This window comes from Williamsia sp. Y721 (assembly GCF_059683565.1).
In genome coordinates this window covers 933,844-949,931 of sequence record NZ_JCASNH010000002.1, presented here as the reverse complement: position 1 = coordinate 949,931, position 16,088 = coordinate 933,844, and the positions used below count along the sequence as shown (strand labels likewise).

The 16,088-nt window shown below is 64.6% G+C and carries 13 protein-coding genes; 3 read left to right on the top strand and 10 right to left on the bottom strand.

The annotated features are described in order from the left end of the window. Window positions 1–11: 11 nt before the first annotated feature. Both AC56PL_RS13245 and AC56PL_RS13240 read right to left on the bottom strand, forming a co-directional pair. Window positions 12–860 (bottom strand): siderophore-interacting protein, encoded by an 849-nt coding sequence (locus AC56PL_RS13245; RefSeq protein ID WP_497154103.1) that lies wholly within the window; start codon window positions 858–860, stop codon window positions 12–14. 59 nt (window positions 861–919) lie between these two features. Further along, entirely contained in the window at window positions 920–1,945 is a 1,026-nt protein-coding gene (locus AC56PL_RS13240; protein WP_497154102.1) for an ABC transporter substrate-binding protein, read from the bottom strand. 115 nt (window positions 1,946–2,060) lie between these two features. Between AC56PL_RS13240 and AC56PL_RS13235 the strand changes: the two genes are divergently transcribed. Beyond that, window positions 2,061–2,918 (top strand): helix-turn-helix transcriptional regulator, encoded by an 858-nt coding sequence (locus tag AC56PL_RS13235; protein ID WP_497154101.1) that lies wholly within the window; start codon window positions 2,061–2,063, stop codon window positions 2,916–2,918. Window positions 2,919–3,035: 117 nt separating this feature from the next. Here the strand turns inward: AC56PL_RS13235 and AC56PL_RS13230 are convergent, their stop codons facing one another. From AC56PL_RS13230 to AC56PL_RS13220, 3 genes are all read right to left on the bottom strand, one after another. Then, the gene (locus AC56PL_RS13230) at window positions 3,036–4,139 is read right to left on the bottom strand and encodes an NAD(P)-dependent alcohol dehydrogenase (RefSeq protein ID WP_497154100.1); all 1,104 of its coding nucleotides are present in this window, start codon (window positions 4,137–4,139) and stop codon (window positions 3,036–3,038) included. Further along, window positions 4,136–4,603 carry a DUF4334 domain-containing protein gene (locus tag AC56PL_RS13225; RefSeq protein WP_497154099.1) on the bottom strand — a complete coding sequence of 156 codons (468 nt, stop codon included), beginning with the start codon at window positions 4,601–4,603 and terminating at the stop codon, window positions 4,136–4,138. The genes AC56PL_RS13230 and AC56PL_RS13225 overlap by 4 nt, the downstream gene beginning before the upstream one ends. Window positions 4,604–4,707: 104 nt before the next feature. Continuing rightward, the gene (locus tag AC56PL_RS13220; RefSeq protein WP_495515982.1) at window positions 4,708–5,331 is read right to left on the bottom strand and encodes a LysE family transporter; all 624 of its coding nucleotides are present in this window, start codon (window positions 5,329–5,331) and stop codon (window positions 4,708–4,710) included. A 68-nt stretch (window positions 5,332–5,399) separates the two neighbouring features. Between AC56PL_RS13220 and AC56PL_RS13215 the strand changes: the two genes are divergently transcribed. Further along, on the top strand, window positions 5,400–6,308 hold the full coding sequence (locus AC56PL_RS13215) for a LysR family transcriptional regulator ArgP (RefSeq protein ID WP_497154098.1): 909 nt from the start codon (window positions 5,400–5,402) through the stop codon (window positions 6,306–6,308). Here the strand turns inward: AC56PL_RS13215 and AC56PL_RS13210 are convergent. Both AC56PL_RS13210 and AC56PL_RS13205 read right to left on the bottom strand, forming a co-directional pair. Next, window positions 6,246–7,622, bottom strand: a complete 1,377-nt coding sequence (locus tag AC56PL_RS13210; RefSeq protein WP_495514120.1) for an MFS transporter — start codon at window positions 7,620–7,622, stop codon at window positions 6,246–6,248. The two genes, AC56PL_RS13215 and AC56PL_RS13210, sit on opposite strands and share 63 nt — an antisense overlap. A 125-nt stretch (window positions 7,623–7,747) precedes the next feature. After that, a complete protein-coding gene (locus tag AC56PL_RS13205) occupies window positions 7,748–8,827 on the bottom strand; it encodes a ferritin-like domain-containing protein (protein ID WP_497154097.1) in 1,080 nt (359 codons plus the stop codon). A 255-nt stretch (window positions 8,828–9,082) separates the two neighbouring features. Here AC56PL_RS13205 and AC56PL_RS13200 point away from each other — a divergent pair, with 255 nt between their 5' ends. Further along, complete coding sequence (locus AC56PL_RS13200) at window positions 9,083–9,988, top strand: enoyl-CoA hydratase/isomerase family protein (protein ID WP_497154304.1); 906 nt, start codon at window positions 9,083–9,085, stop codon at window positions 9,986–9,988. 27 nt (window positions 9,989–10,015) lie between these two features. Here AC56PL_RS13200 and AC56PL_RS13195 read toward each other — a convergent pair whose 3' ends face one another. The 3 genes from AC56PL_RS13195 to AC56PL_RS13185 form a co-directional block, all read right to left on the bottom strand. Continuing rightward, window positions 10,016–11,623: an FMN-binding glutamate synthase family protein gene (locus tag AC56PL_RS13195; RefSeq protein WP_497154096.1), complete on the bottom strand. Its 1,608-nt coding sequence runs from the start codon at window positions 11,621–11,623 to the stop codon at window positions 10,016–10,018. A gap of 76 nt (window positions 11,624–11,699) precedes the next feature. Next, window positions 11,700–13,205: a flavin-containing monooxygenase gene (locus AC56PL_RS13190; protein ID WP_497154095.1), complete on the bottom strand. Its 1,506-nt coding sequence runs from the start codon at window positions 13,203–13,205 to the stop codon at window positions 11,700–11,702. A 62-nt stretch (window positions 13,206–13,267) separates the two neighbouring features. Beyond that, on the bottom strand, window positions 13,268–16,066 hold the full coding sequence (locus AC56PL_RS13185; RefSeq protein WP_497154094.1) for a DUF2232 domain-containing protein: 2,799 nt from the start codon (window positions 16,064–16,066) through the stop codon (window positions 13,268–13,270). Window positions 16,067–16,088 lie beyond the last annotated feature (22 nt).

Genomic DNA, 16,088 nt, shown 5'->3' with positions numbered 1-16,088 from the left:
TCCGAACCGAACTAGTGGTCGTGATCATGGTCGTGATCGTCGTGGTCGTGATCGTCGTGGTCGTGGTCGTGGTCGTGATGGTCGTGGTCGTGGTCTTCGTCATCTTCATCGAGGTCCACGTCCTCGTCCGAGACACCGCGTTTCCAGTAGCCGGTGATCAGCTTGTCGAGATCACGTCGACTGCGCAGCGGCTTGATGTCTCCGGCTTCGCCTGCGGCAAAGAGGAATACCCGACCCGGCGGCAGATCCAGCGCGTTGACCGTGTCCGCCAGCAACGATGAGCCCGCCGGACGGATCAACCACCGCACCCGGACACCGGACCGCGTCGCCAGCGGGTATTGCTGGTGACCGGGGTTCGTCACCTCGACGACCACATCGGCCGATACATCCTGCGGTGACTCGTCGAGCCAGCGCGCCACAGCAGGCAGGGCGGTGGCGTCGACAGCAAAGACGTAGTGGTCATAGTTGTGCGGAAAAGTCTGGGCCCCGGGCGGTCCGGCCACCACCACCGGATCACCCGGCGCGACGCCCGCCGCCCAATCCGATGCCAAGCCGCCTTCGTGCACCACGAAGTCGAGGTCGAGTTCGAGCAATTGCGGGTCGAACCGGCGAATCGTGTACTTCCTGGTCGCCGGATACGGCAGCGGCCAGTCCAGCTCCTGTTTTGCGTTCTCGGTCGGGATCCGCACTGTGCCGTCGGCGTCCGCGAAGATGACCTTCACATGGTCATCGGCCTGATAGGTGTGGAACCCGGCCAGGGCCGGACCCTGAAGTGTCAGGCGAAGCATGCCCGGCGACACCATTGTCCGGCGCTTGACGGTGACCGTGCGAATGCCGATCGGGTATCCGATGCGCGCCAAGCGATCTCCGGATCGGTGATGGGCGGCAACGCGCTCGGCCGGATCTACGCGGCTTGTCCTCACGATGCAGCAGGGGCCGCCGACGGTGCCGGCTCCAGTAGTGGTGCCAACGCTGCGTCGATCGCGTCGAGGGTCTGCATCGCAGATGCGTAGGTTGCGGCCTCGGTGTACTGCAAGCCGTAGACCTGACCCGCCGCGACAGCGGGCAGATTCTTGAACAGCGGCGAATCGAGGACGTACTGGACTTCTGCGTTCGGCTTACCGTCATCCCCGAGGGTGTAGGTGATCACCTGGGCGTCGCCGAGGCTGGCCGGAATCTCCTCGATCGACGGATACTCCGAGACTGCAGCTGCGCCGTTGCCCTTCTCTTTGACCTCTCCGTAGTAGCTCACGCCGATGTCCTGGGCGACATTCGTGCCCCACGATCCGCCGAATTCCCGCATGAAGTCACCGGCTGCGGAGTCGCCGTATGCTCCGACATGCCCGAACTTCAGCGACCCGAGCACACCCGCGTACTTCTCTTTGAGCGCAGCGGCCTTCTCTTCGTAGGCCGCCTTGTCGACCGCATAGGTCTCGCTTTCACCTGCGGCGTCGAGCTGACGGGCCGTCATCTCTCGCCACGCCGAGGGCACGCCTGGGGTGATCGCGACCACCGGTGCGATCGATTCGAGTCGCGCCATGTCGATGTCGCCGAGGGCGGGCTTCGGTACGCCGATCACGATGAGGTCCGGCCGCGCATTCGCGATCGCCTCGTAGTTGGTCTCGGCGGCGGATTCGCCTGCCACCTTCTCCAGCTCGTTGTACTCGGCCAGATCCTCGTCAGACATCAGGTCGGTGCCGCGCTCCCAGGTCGAGATGCCCACAAGGGGTGCGTCCGACTCGACCAGTGCCGGGACCGCATAGCCGGTCGCAACGATGCGCTCGGGCTCCACCGGGATCGTGATATCCCCGTTGTCGGCGACAAAGACCCTGGTCTCGGCGCTATCGGAGCTGGAATCGTCGCTGCCACATGCGGCGGCACCCAGGACCAGGCCGGCCGAGATGGCGACCACGCCCAGGCTCTGCCAATTCGTACGAGCGGACATCTGCACTTCCTTCTACTACGCGGAAAATCGTGATGCGGACCCCACGGCCGCACCCGAACACCAGCTGAGGTTAGCCTTACATGGCTACCTCACGGCTACTTTGAGAGGACACTTCGTGACGCTCGGAGGACAGTTCGATCGCTCCGCGGCACCCAGCGTTTTCGGGGCCGCCGCCGACCCGTTGTGGGTTGAGGAATACGGGTACGGTCTGGGACCCACCACCGGGATCCGGATCCTGAAGTACGCATCGGGTGGCGCCCTCGAGATCGCGAGATCTCGCAGCGACTTCGTCCACCAGCTGTACTGGACGCCGGACGGAATGCTGTCGGTTCGCCATGCCAACCGGACAGAGTTCATCGGCAACAAAGAAGCACTGTGGGCCAGGCGCGGCGTCACCCACGAGGTGTTCGCCTCCCGCAAGCAGATCGTCTACCGCGTGTGCCTGCGCGAGACGCCCGCAAATCTGAGAGACCTGCGGGTGGCAGCGGTGTCGACCAATGCTGCGGCCCGTCGCCTGATCGAGCAGATCGCCCGGCCAGGGCAGGACGAAGACGACGCGCTGGCGGCACGGGCGCTGATCATGGCCGGCCTCGGCGAGGTCCATCGCGACCTTGCGGGGAGACACCCGATCGGCACGCCGGTCAGCCGCAGTGCAGGTTTTGCCGACACGATCGCCAGCACTTTGCTGCACGATCCTTCCGACCAGACCCGGCTCGACGAGTGGGCCACCCGACTGCACACCAGCACCAAAACGTTGCAACGCGACTTCGTCCGCGAGTTCGGGATCCCGTTCTCGCAGTGGCGCACCAAGATTCGACTCGAGGCCGCGGTTGTTCTCCTCGAGACGAGTTCGGTGACCGAGGTCGCCCATCTGGTCGGCTATGCCAGTGTGCCTGCGTTTGTGTCCGCGTTCGCACGCGAGTACGGCCGTACACCGGGACGATTCGTCACCCAGATGACCGACACCGCCTGACCGACCGCCAATCCCCCACCCCCAAACGCTCCAGTTATACGAAGACGATCCACGTATTTGTGGATCGTCTTCGTATTTCCGGAGCGTTTGGGGACGTCAGGCTCGGATCGGGGGGTGTCAGGCAGGCATGGTCAGTACCGGCTTGATGGCCGAACCGGTACAGGCCGCCTTCCATGCGGTCCCGAAATCGTCGAATTCGTATGTGGTGACCAGCTTTTCGAGCGGAAGATCACCTCGCATGTGATGCCCGATCAGTTCCGGGATGAACTGCTCCGGCACACTGTCACCTTCCACGACACCACGTAGCCGCAATCCCCTGCCCATGATCAGCCCGACCGGTAGGTCTGCAATGGGGACACCGAGCCCCACGATGCCCAGTTGTCCACGGGGACGCAGCGCGGTGAGTGCGTCCGACAACACCGACGGCAACGCTGTGGTGTCCAGCGCGTGGTCGGCGCCGCCACCGGTGATCTCGACAAGTTCGGCGACAACCTCCGACCCCACCGGATCCAGCACGTGAGTAGCTCCGAGATCGGTTGCCAGCGCGCGTCGTTCGGATTTCGGGTCCACCGCGACGATGATGTCGCAGCCGGCTATCCGGGCGCCCATCACCGCGGAAAGACCGACAGCACCGGCACCGAACACGACGATCGCCTGACCGCCGTCCGGTGACAGTGCATTGAGAACGGCGCCGACACCGGTTTGCACACTGCATCCCAGGGGCGCTGCGAGTTCGGGGCGGATCTCGTCGCCGATCGAAATCGTGTTGCGCTGGTGTGCAAGTGCATACGTGGAGAAGCTGGACTGCCCGAAGAAGTCGCCGATGACCGGCTCACCGCGCCGGTTCAGCGCGTCGCCGCCATTGCCACGCATGTTCAGAGCGGTTGACCGCACGCAGTATGCCGGGGCACCCGCCGCACAGCTGTGGCAGTTCCCACAGCTGTTGAATGTCAACACAACCCGGCTACCGACCGAGAGCGTGCAGTCCGGTCCGACAGCCTCGACCACACCCGTTCCCTCGTGACCGAACACCATCGGCATGCGCTTGGCAGGCCACCGCGCCGCCAGGGAGATGTCGGTATGGCAGATCCCTACCGCATCGATCCGCACCAGAACCTCGGCACCGACCGGTTCCCTGAGCGCGATCTCCTGCAGTTGCGGCGTGCCACCGACCTCGGTAAGGACCGCGGCGACCGCGCCCTTCATCCCTGCGGACGTCACTCGCGGACGAGGTAGAAGTAGAAGTGCCGCTCGCGTACCAGGCTGGTCTTGCCGTTCATGATGCCCATGACGTGCGTGTCGTCGACCTTCTTGAAGTGGTCGATCACGGGTTGCCCGTCGTAGACCATCGCCGCCGTGGTCTCGCCGCGGAACTCCACCGCCCAGAGGCTGGCCTCACCCTTGCCCAGCTCTTTGTTCGAGTACAGATTCCCATCCTCGTCGCGGCAGACGAGCGGCTTCACGTCGTGGTAGCTGTCGAAGGTCTTTCCATGCCAGTTGACCAGCTCGAGCTGACCGTCCATGGCGTGGCCACTGGGCAATTCACCACCCGACCAGGCGCCGATCATGAAGTCTCGACCGATCGGCTCGAGACCGGCCCACAGCTCGTCGAGCAGCGCGGGATCGCTGACGGCCTGGCTTTCCTTGAGTTCAAAGAACGTGGCAACAGCATTGTCGTTGTTCATCTCCACCTCACTACACCTTCGACGATCCCCAGCGGACAGACTCTGAGAACGACAGTAGTCAGAAACTCGTCGCTCGCGAAATGTATGACCGAAATCCGTGACCATCAGAATGCCGCACTGAGGATCAGCACGGCCCCCAACGTTCCCATCACCGCCGCGACCACCACATCCAACAGCTGCCAGGCGCGGGGTCTGGCAAACAGCGGTGCCAGGCGGGACGACCCGAAGCCCAACGCCGCGAACCAGAGCAACGACGCCACGCATGCACCGGCCGCGAACACCCACTTGCTCTGCGGACCATGACTGTTGGCAACGGCTCCCAACGTGATGACGGTATCGAGGTAGACGTGGGGATTGAGCCAGGTCAACGCGATCGCGGTCCCCACCGCGGCCCAACGCCCCGCCGCAGCGGTTCCACCTGCGACCTCCATCGCACCGGGTCGCATCGCCCGGCGTGCGGCCAACGCAGCGAGCACCAGTAGATAAGTACCCCCTGCCACCGTGGCCACGTCGACCACCTGCGGATATGCCGCGACCACAGCACCGAGTCCGGCCACACCCGCCAGGATCAACACCACATCCGACACGGTGCAGATCGCCACCACCGACATCACGTGCTCACGCCTGATCCCTTGGCGCAGCACAAAAACGTTCTGCGCACCGATCGCGATGATGAGGCCGGCACCGGTCAACAGACCCGCCATTGCGGGAACCACAAAGCTCACCAGGCCACGCTAAGTCCCTGACCGGCTTGAATCCAGCGAATGTTTTTCAAGAACCATTAGAGTTACTGATGATGGACATCAGCAGCGAGGGCCTGCAGACACTGTCCGCGGTGGTCCGCGAGGGAACCTTCGACGCCGCGGCGGCAGCTCTGCATCTGACCCCGTCCGCGGTGAGCCAGCGCATGAAGGCACTCGAGACCGCCGTGGGTGTGGTCCTGGTGCAACGCACCAAACCTGCCCGGGCCACACCGGACGGCGAAATCCTGCTGCGCCTGGCCGCGCAATGGGATCTGCTCCGACTGGAGGCGGTGGCGGCCCTGACCGGCAAACCCGAAGAGGGACATGAAGACTGGCGTGATGTGCCGCGAATACATCTACCCATCGCCGCCAACGCCGACTCGATCTCCGTCTGGCTGCTACCGGTGGTCGCCCAGATCCAGCAACTGCATCCGGTGGCGGTCGAGGTGTTGCGCGACGACGAGAGCCACTCCACCGGCTTCCTGCGCGCCGGGCAGGCGGTCGGCGCGATCACGTCCGATCCACGGCCAGTCCGCGGATGCACGGTGCTGCCACTGGGATCCATGCGCTATTTACCGGTCGCGACCACCGAGTTCATCGAAACCTGGCTTCCGAACGGACTACGGGCCGCCGATCTCGCCCGGGCGCCGATGGTCTCCTTCGACCGCAAGGACACCATCCAGCTCGATCTCCTCAATCGACTCACCCGCAAGCACGTCGACCCGCCGGTGACCTACGTGCCCGCGTCGGTCGAGTACCACCGTGCCGTCGAGTTGGGCGCCGGCTGGGGTGCCGTGCCCGCCGCCCAGATCGAACCCGCACTCGCCGCCGGGACCGTCAAGAAGCTCGGCAATCACCACGTCGACATCCAGTTGTTCTGGCAGTACTGGAAATTGGGGTCACCGATCATCAACGACCTCACCCGCCTGATCGAGGCGGGTGCCCGGAAGTTCCTGATCTGACGACCCTTCCGTCCCTCCGCCCGCAGGCACGAGTTCTTCGACGCTCGGGGTATCACGGAGTGGATTGGCGATCTCGTCGTCGCGCAGACGGAACGCGAAGAACGCGATCACGGCCAACGGAACCGGCACCAATCCGGCGATGACAAATGTTGCGGTCAGACCGATCAGTTCACTGACCGGAGCAGCGATGGCCATCGACACCGGCATCAACGCAATCGAGACGAAGAAGTCGAGGCTCGAGATCCGGCCGAGCATGTGCGGTGGCACCCGCCGTTGTAACAACGTTCCCCACAGGACCATCGGACCGTCGAATGCCATGCCGAGAACAAACGCGGCGACAACAAAAGCCCACAGCTCCGTGGCGAGCCCGACCGCCACCAACGGCACCGAACACAGACCCCAGATCACAAACATCACCGACAGGTAGCGGCGGGGCATCGGCATGGAGGCCAGGATGATCGCACCCAGTCCGGCTCCGAACCCGAAGGCCGCCAACACGATCGCATGGTCGCCGGCGTCACCGCCTGCACGCTCTTTGATGGCGAATGGCACGAGTACCTCGATCGGCCCCATCACCATCAACACCAGGACCAGCGAGTACAGCAGGGTCGCCAGCAACCAGGGCGTGCGCCACATGTAGGCGAACCCCTCGGCGATGTCGGTGACGGTCCCGCGCACCAGGTCGGCTTTGGCGCGGGGCTCATGGCTCGGCGGCGTCGGACGCATCAGGAGGTAGAAGGCCCCGGACAGCGCCGAGGCCACCGCCGACCCGACGATCGCCACCCCTGGCGAGGACATCGCGATGAGCCCGCCCGCGAGGGCCGGTCCAGCAGCCTGAAAGATGGTGGGCCGCAACACACCCTCGATACCGTTGGCCGCCATCAGTTCTTCCCGCGGTACCAACGACGGGATCAACGCCGAGTACGTCGGGTAATAGATCCCGGTGGTGACACCACCGATCAGCGACACCAACACCAGATGCCACAGCGTGATCGTCCCGGACAGTGCCAGCACACCGACACCGCCGATCGCGATGAGTTTGACCACCTCCAGCGCGATGAGGATGGTGCGCTTCGACATCCGATCCGCGAGCACACCGCCGAGCAGTGTCGAGGCGACCATGCCGACGGCGGCCACCGCGGTGACAATCGACAACTGTCCCGGCCCGCCGCCCATCCCGATGACCTGCCAGACGACACCGACCGTCCAGATCCCGTCGGCGAACATCGCCAGAACCAGCCCCGTGCACAGCAGTCGATACTGCTGATGCGCGAAGGGCTTCAGCGCCCGGGGTAGGCCAGATGGTGCGGTCACCAACCAACTGTGCCCGATTGGGTACGCCGTACGCCAGTCGTTTTCGCCCGGACCTGACGCACGAACTCGCCGCCACCTGGGATTTCGGTGACGGCGAGTTGGCGTTGGGTGAGCGACCGATCAGATCAGTTCACACCGATGACTTCCTGCGCGATGGCAGCAAGCCGGGTCTGGGCAGCGGACACCACGCCCTGCCGGTTCTTGTGTGCCTCTTCGTAGGCGAGGATCGACCGGATGTCAGCCGGCTTGGTGAGTTCCCGGAGTTGGACGATCACCGCGTTGACGTTCAGTGAGTCGTAGTCGTCGATCGGTAGGTCGGCGGGATCGACCACCCCGGCGGCCTCGCGGACGGCGTGCACCGCCTCCGCAGCGCCGACGGCGCCCTGTGCCCGAGCAGTGTCTTCGGCGGCGTCGAGCGCCGCATCCCGAGTTGCCCGAGCGGTCTTGCGGGCGGTCTTTCCGATGTCGGCGGCACGCTCGGCGGCCTCGCCCACCTGTTTCGCAGCCGCATCACCGGTCGAGCTCAACCGTCCGACGGCGTCGTGACCGGCATCGGTGGCGAGTTTGAATACGGCCTCGCCGGTCTCCTGCGTCTTGTCGACGAATCCACCGAACCGGGCGGGCGCAGTGCGGAGCGCGTCGACAACACGTTCGGCACCACGCGCGGTCAGCGTCGCGGGGATACCGGCAACGCGCAAGGCGGTGCCGCTCGCGGCCTGCAACGGACCGCGTCGCAATGCCACCGGGCCACCGATGGCCTCTTCGGCCAGGAGCGTGGTGATCCAATTGACGGTTGCCTCGTGGGCGACGATCAGCCGCTCGGCAAGTGCAACGATCTCGGCTTCACCCTCGGAGGTCGCAAGCGCCTTCACGTACTTCGCCCGGTCGAGCAACTGGTGTTCGAGGGCGAGGTCGCCGAGCAACGCCTCATCAAGGGGCTGGACCTGTTCGGCAACGGCCTTCGCGGTTGCTGCCAGCCGACCGAAGACGGGGCGCAGCACATCGGGCAGTCCGCCAAGTTCACGGATGGCTTTTTCGATCGCGACGGCACGGATACGACCGTTCGCGGCATTCTGGGACAGTTCCCGGCGTACCGCTTCGGTGCGTGCCTGGGCGGTTCGGGTCTCTGCCACCTGGATCTCGGTATTGGTCAGGGTCAACAACGTCCGCAGCTGGTTGCGCAGAGTGCTGGTGGAAAGGCTCATATCAGTCTCCTCAGGATTGGTGGGCATCGATATTGAGCGTCCTCAAGAGGCGTACCCGTCAGCCCGTCAGATAAACGATGGAGAGAGCCAGATCACATATTGTTTCGCGTGTCGCAGTACGGTGAGACCGATCAGGTGGCCGACGACAAAGGAGATCGCGTGTCCCAACTGCACGGCGTACGAGGGCACACGGCGTCGGACCACCAGGGTCCGGTCTTCGTCGATCTGGCCGATCCGCGGAGATCGACCGAGGAATTGGTCCCCGGATGCCTGATCGCCATCGATTCGGGCGGCGGCCCGATCTCCGATGAGGCTGAACGTCTCGTCGGCCGTTCCACCTTTGCCCTCACGGAGGCGCCTGCGCACGATCGCCGTTTCATCACCGTCGACTCGATACCGGCGGCGATCGCCACACTGACGCAGCGACTGGCCGACCGGCCGGTCTCGGCGGCGGTCTGCGACGACGTGCTGCGGGCAGGCGAATCGAACACCGAGACCTTCAGCGGGCTGATGACCGAGTCGCTGGCCTATTCGACGCTGCAGGCCGGCCGCGAGTTCGGAGACTGGCTGGCCGCGCAGGGACCACGCGGTCTGGCCGATCCGCCACAGCCCGTTGTCCTCGAACGGGCAGGCGATGTTGTTGTCGTCACGCTCAATCAGCCCAAGCGGCACAACGCTTTCAGCAACACCCTGCGCGCCGGCCTGATCGACGGCCTCACCGTTGCCCTGAGCGACCCGACGGTGACCGGGGTGGAATTCCGGGGAAATGGCAAATCATTCTGCAGCGGAGGAGATCTCACCGAGTTCGGCACCTTCTCCGATCCGGCGGCCGCCCATCTGGCCCGCACCCGTTTCAGCCCGGCGCTGCTTCTCAACACGTTGCGCGATCGACTCGGCGAAAACCTGCGGGCCTACACCCACGGCGCCACGATGGGCAGCGGACTGGAGATGGCGGCGGTCTGCGGACACGTCACCGCCCACCCGGCGACGGTCTTCGGGCTCCCCGAACTCACCCTCGGATTGATACCCGGGGCAGGCGGTACCGTCAGCATCCCCCGACGAATCGGCCGCTGGCGCACCGCATATCTGGTGCTGAGCGGTGACACCATCGATGCCACAACAGCTTTGGACTGGGGCCTGATCGACGAGATCAGCACCTGATCGTCCCGGACTCCGGCGAATCGCTGTCTATGCGGTCCTGATCTTAGGTACCGCAAAGGATTCCGGATCGGCCCGCTGCCAGTCACGCTCCCATTCCGCGCGGTCGGTGCCACGGATCAGTTCACCTTCATCAAGCCACTCGAACAGGTCCTCGAACGACTCCGCCGTCGAGTGACCAACCCGGCGCATCACCACCGCGGGCCCGAGGTCGTCGAAGCTGGTCAAACCCATCGCAGCCAGCACCTGCTTCGCCGACTCCACCGTTGCGCGTTGGTAATTGAAGACCCGGTCACCCTTGTCTTCGACATCGAGCGCCCGCGCCCGGCGGACATCCTGCGTGGCCACACCCACCGGACAATTGTTGGTGTGGCATGCCTGCGCCTGGATACAACCGACCGCCATCATCATGGCGCGCGCAGCGTTGGTGAAATCGGCGCCGAGCGCCAGAGCCTTCACGATGTCGGTACCGCCGGCGATCTTGCCCGCGGCACCGATCTTGACCCGCCCCCGCAGGCCGGTGCCCACCAACGCGTTGTGCATCATCATCAAACCCAGATTCAACGGTGTACCAACATGATCCGCGAACTCGGGCGGCGCCGCACCGGTACCACCCTCGGCCCCGTCGATGGTGATGAAGTCGGGCGCGATCTCGGTGCGCAGCATCGCCTTGCACAGCGCCAGCACGTCCGTGCGGGTACCCACGCACAGCTTGAAGCCCACCGGCTTTCCCCCGGACAGGCGGCGGAGCTCGGCCACGAAGTGCATCAATTCGATCGGGCTGGTGAACTCGCTGTGCGCCGGTGGACTGATCACGGTGACACCCTGCTGCACACCACGGGCCTGCGCGATCGCCGCGGTGACCTTGGAACCCGGCAGCACACCACCGAGACCGGGCTTGGCACCCTGACTCAGTTTGATCAGGATCGCCTTGACGTTGGGCAGACCCGCCTTCTCGGCAAAGCGCTGCGGATCGAAGCTCCCGTCGACGGTTCGGCAGCCGAAGTACCCCGAGCCGATCTCCCACACCAGCGGTGCACCGTATTCGAGATGGTGCGCGGTCAGTCCACCTTCGCCGGTCTCGTGAAGAAATCCACCGAGAGCCGCGCCTTTGTTCATCGCGCGCACCGCATTTGCCGACAGCGCACCAAAACTCATCGACGAGATGTTGAACAGGGGCGCGTCGTACGGCTGGGCGCACTGGGGTCCGCCGAGGCGCACCGTCGGGACGGTCTGCGCCATCGGCACCGGCGCCATCGAGTGCAGCAGATAGTCGTATCCCGGTTCGGTGATCTCACGTTCGGTACCGAAGGCGGCCTCGGCATGTAATCCCTTGGCGCGCTGGTAGATCAATGATCGAACATTGCGGTCGTATGGACGGCCATCGTAGTTCCGCTCGATGAAATACTGCTGCAACTCGGGCCGGATCGATTCGAGCATGAACCGCATGTGCCCGATCACGGGATAGTTCCGAAGTATCGAATGATGCTTCTGAAGAACGTCGTAGATGGCAACCAGCAAAACCATGACCACGATCGCAACCGCAAACCACCACACGGTGTGCCGGTTGACCGCAGCCGCGAGCGTGAGCACACCGGCCGCAGCCACCAGCCCCAGGAGCACATTGAACTTCACCATGGATGGAGCTTAGCCGCGGCGTGCCAGCAGGTTTCGCCAACGCACCTTCGCTACGACGAACGCAGTAGTCGCCCGGTCAGGCCTCGACCGTGGCAGGGTCGCTCACCCGGCCGAATACCATCGCTTCCTCGATCCGGTCGAAACGATGATCGATCGCATCCAGGACGTAGTTGTGGCGCACATGCCAGGGTCGGCGGGTTCCCGATTTGGGCAGCACGTGGGGCGATCGCAGAATATATCCGGCCTGCAGATCGAACGCGGGTATCTCGGCGAGTGCCTCATCTCCTCGATGGGGATAGGCGTGTGTGTATCCGTTCGCACCCATATGCGCCAACAGTTTTGCCACCGACTGCGCGGTCATGTCGGATCGCAGCGTCCACGAGGCATTGGTGTAGCCGACGCTCCAGCCCAGGTTCGGCACGTCTTCGAGCAGATGGCCCTTGTAAACGAATCTGTCGTTGAGTTTGATCTCGGCCCCATCGACACTGACCACGACACCGCCCAGTGCTTGTAGCTGCAGGCCGGTGGCCATGACGATGATGTCGGCGTCGAGGTGTCCACCCGAGACAAGTGCAATACCGTCGGCATCGAATGACGCGATGTGATCGGTGACCACCGTTGCTCGCTGATCGGTGATCATGGTGAACAGATCCGCCTCGGGAATCAAACACATTCGTTGATCCCACGGGTTGTAGCTGGGCTTGAAATGGGTGTCGACGTCGTAGCCGTCCGGCAGATTACGGACGGCCATATTGTGCAGGAACTTGGCCATCGCGCCAGGTGCGAGGCGCGAGAATCGAAAGAGCAACCAGGCGAACAGTGCATAGTAGTACCGGATGAGCGCATGTGAGACCTTGCGTGGCAACACCTTACGAACAACGTTGGCAGCTCGGTTCACCCTGGGTCCGGAGAAGACATAGGTGGGTGAACGCTGCAGCATCGTCACCGACCCAGCCTGCTGCGCCAGCGCCGGAACCAGTGTCATCGCCGTGGCGCCACTACCGATCACGACCACATTCTTGCCCTCGTAGTCAAGATCTTCTGGCCAGAACTGCGGGTGGATGATCTGCCCCGTGAACTCGTCCTCACCGGGAAAGACCGGCCGGTATCCCTCGTCGTAGTTGTAGTAGCCGGTCCCGAAGAACAGGAACCGGCAGCTGTAGGTCACGTCGGCGCCATCCTGCTCGGCGTGCACGGTCCAGGTGTCGGTTCGCGAATCCCAGTCGGCCGAATTGACCCGGGTGTCGAACGTGATGTGCTGGTCGATCCGATTCCGACGCGCGGTATCGGTGAGGTACTCGCGGATGTGGTCACCGTCCGCGATCGCCTCCGGCCGCGTCCAGGGTTCAAACGGGTAGCTGAGGGTGAAGATGTCGCTGTCCGAACGGATCCCCGGGTATCGGAACAGGTCCCAGGTGCCACCGATCCGGCTGCGTCGTTCGAGGATCGCGTAGCTCAGTCCCGGGTTTCGTTCCTTGATGCGGTACGCGGCGCCGATCCCCGACAGACCCGCCCCGATTATCAGGACGTCGGTGAACAAGGCATCCTCGTCGGGGATATCTGATGCTGACTGTGCGGTCATACGGAAATCTCCCAGTCGTCGTCGACTTCGGATCGATCCGCTCTTGAGCTGTCATCCGAGGGTCAACCCAGTGCGATGACCATGCCAACCGATCCGAACACCACGATAAGCACCAGAAGGTCGATAAGTCTTGGACTCCGATCAGATCGGGCCACCGATCCGATTCCACCACGGGCTTCGACGGCCGCAGCGAGCTCCCGGCCGTTCTGTACCGCCAGCGAACAGACGACTGTCAGGCAGGATATCCAGCCGTTGATCTGCTCGCCCATCGATTGGCGATGGTCGGGTTTGCGTTGCGACATCGTCTGCAACAGAGTCCGGAAGTCGCTGATCATGAACGGACACAGTCGCAGCGCGAGGGCCACCGACATGGCGGCGGACTGGGCCGGGATACCGATGCGTGCCGCCCAACCGACCAATCGTTGCGCAAACGAAGGTATTTCGACCATCGGTGTCGTCCAGCAGAACAGCAATGCGCAATAGAGCGACAGCACCGTCATGCAGATGAGGATGCCCCAGTAGATCGCGCCGCCGAGTCCGAACTCGACCCCGGCAACCGTGACGTACGGTTCGTCACCGCCCAGCGCCGTGATCCATCCACCGAACAGGGTGATGCCGATCAGCCACTTCGGCAACCGTGGCAGTGCGGCGCGCGGAACCTTGCCGAGCAGCGTCCAGCCGATTGCGATGCCGGCCCCGACCCCGACACTGAGCCAGGTCGGTTCGAGCATGAACATCACCGCGACCGCAGCCAGCGTCAGCAGCTTGGTGCCGACCCACAGTCTCCGGGCCGGCGAGGAATGTGGCAGCGTGCGAACAACATTGGCGAGGTTGGCGGTTGATTTCACCTCCGACGGGTCGGGCGCGGGCTTGACCGGCGCTCCGTCGACCGTGCCCTCGTCGACCACCACGGTGCGGTCGACGAGGTCGGCGAGTTCACCGACGTCGTGAGAGATGACAACCAATGTGGTGCCCGAGGCCTTCACCCGGCGCAGTGCCCTGACCATCGCGGCACGGGCCGGGGTGTCGAGCCCGGCCAGTGGTTCGTCGAGCACCAGCAACCGGGGCTTGCAGGCCAACAGACCGGCCAATGCAACCCGGCGTTGTTGCCCGACCGAGAGCTGATCCACGAGCGCGTCACCGAGCACCGCCGGATTGAGCCCGAGCTCGATCAGTGCGACGTTCACCGCCAGGTCGTCGACGCCTGCGGCATCCTTGATGTCCGCGCGCACCCGCGAGCGCACCAGCTGCAGTCTGGAGTACTGGAATCCGAGCAGGGCATGGTCGCGGCCGTTGCGGACCGGCTCCCCGTCGAGCATCACCTGTCCTGACGTGGGTTTCTGCAAGCCGGTCAGAACCCTTGCCAATGTGGACTTTCCGGCACCGTTGGGTCCGGTGATCAGCACGGCCGATCCCGCCTCGATCCGCAGGTTCAGGCCGCTGAAAATCTGGTTGTGCCACGGGGTTCCCGCGTCATGGGCGAACCCGACGTCGTAGAGGGCGACGTTGGCGCCGTTGATGTGCCCCACCGGACGGCTGGGGTTGAGCAGTTCGGTGGAGACCTCGCGGTGCGACGAGTCGAGGACGATCTCCCGATCGGCCAACGCTGCCTCGTCGACGTCGTGCGTGATCTGCAGGACGGCGGTGTCCCCGGCGTCGGCCAGTTCGCGGAAGACCTCGATCACCGAGGTCCGGCCTTCCTGATCGATCATCGCGGTCGACTCGTCGCTGATGAGGACGGCAGGCTCCCGCGACAGCGCGGCGGCGATGGCCAGGCGTTGCAGCTGACCACCCGAGAGGGTGCTGGTCTCGCGGTAGAGCATCCCGCTCAGACCCACCCGGTCGAGCAGCTTGTTCATCTGGGCCTCGGTGAGGTCGTGATTGCCCCAGGCCAGATCGTCGGCGACGACCATGCCCAGCACCTGGGTCTCGGGGCGCTGGCTGATGACAGCAGTGCCACCGGGCTTGCCGAGACCAACCGCACCGGGACGACTGACGGTTCCGGTCGTGGGTGCCCGCCCGGCGACGACTTTCGCGAGCGTCGACTTGCCGACACCATTGGGTCCGGTCACCGCAACGACCTCACCGGCGTCGAGCTGCAGCGAGACATCCCAGATGGCCGGTACCGGAGCGCCCGGATATTGCACCCCGACACCGTCCAGCCGCATCGGCAGCGGCGCAACAGGTCCGGACTCGTCGAGTTTCTCCTCGACATGCGGGGCACCGAGTCTGGCGATCATGGGCGGCAGGGGCCTGCGGTGCACGACGTAGACCGCGAGCCCGGAGAACGTCACCCCGACAACACCGAACGCCGGTATGGCGATCCACCAGTAGTCGATGCACCAGTTGATCACCGGGCCGATGACGTCGGTCAGTCCCTCGAGCCCGGCGTTGTTCATGACCCGCTCGGCGCCGCGCCAGCCATTGCGGATCTGGGTGAACATGAACTCGCGGTAGTCGCTCAGTGCGGCGATGAGTCCGGTGGCGATCGCCGCGGACGGAATTGCGATGAAGACAAACGTGTTCAGGGCGACCTGGGGCGACTTCCATCCGCGGCGCAGCGCGGTCCCGGACAGGATGCCGAAGACCGCCGCCGAGCCGACCAGGTTCGCCGCGGTCACCCCACCGAAGAGGAATGCGACGACCCAGCCCGTCATCGCGCCGAGCAGGCTCACGCGCAGGCGCCTGCGGCCGGAGAGGATGGCAAACGGTACCGACGCGACCAGGACCGCGGCGCCGCCGATGGGCAACACCCGGCTCAGCACACAGATCGCCGCGGCGACGTCGGCCAGGGCGGCGGCCTCCGCGATTTCCACTGCGGTGACCCGGCGCCCGGTTCGGGTGTTCTTGCGCGTGTGCACGGTGGCGTCGCGTTCAGGGACT

Bases quoted from the DNA above. Each gene is read 5' to 3' on its own strand.
- AC56PL_RS13205 (WP_497154097.1), bottom strand. From the start codon at position 8,827: ATGAGCCTTTCCACCAGCACTCTGCGCAACCAGCTGCGGACGTTGTTG.
- AC56PL_RS13225 (WP_497154099.1), bottom strand. From the start codon at position 4,603: ATGAACAACGACAATGCTGTTGCCACGTTCTTTGAACTCAAGGAAAGC.
- AC56PL_RS13190 (WP_497154095.1), bottom strand. From the start codon at position 13,205: ATGACCGCACAGTCAGCATCAGATATCCCCGACGAGGATGCCTTGTTC.
- AC56PL_RS13195 (WP_497154096.1), bottom strand. From the start codon at position 11,623: ATGGTGAAGTTCAATGTGCTCCTGGGGCTGGTGGCTGCGGCCGGTGTG.
- AC56PL_RS13240 (WP_497154102.1), bottom strand. From the start codon at position 1,945: ATGTCCGCTCGTACGAATTGGCAGAGCCTGGGCGTGGTCGCCATCTCG.
- AC56PL_RS13215 (WP_497154098.1), top strand. From the start codon at position 5,400: ATGGACATCAGCAGCGAGGGCCTGCAGACACTGTCCGCGGTGGTCCGC.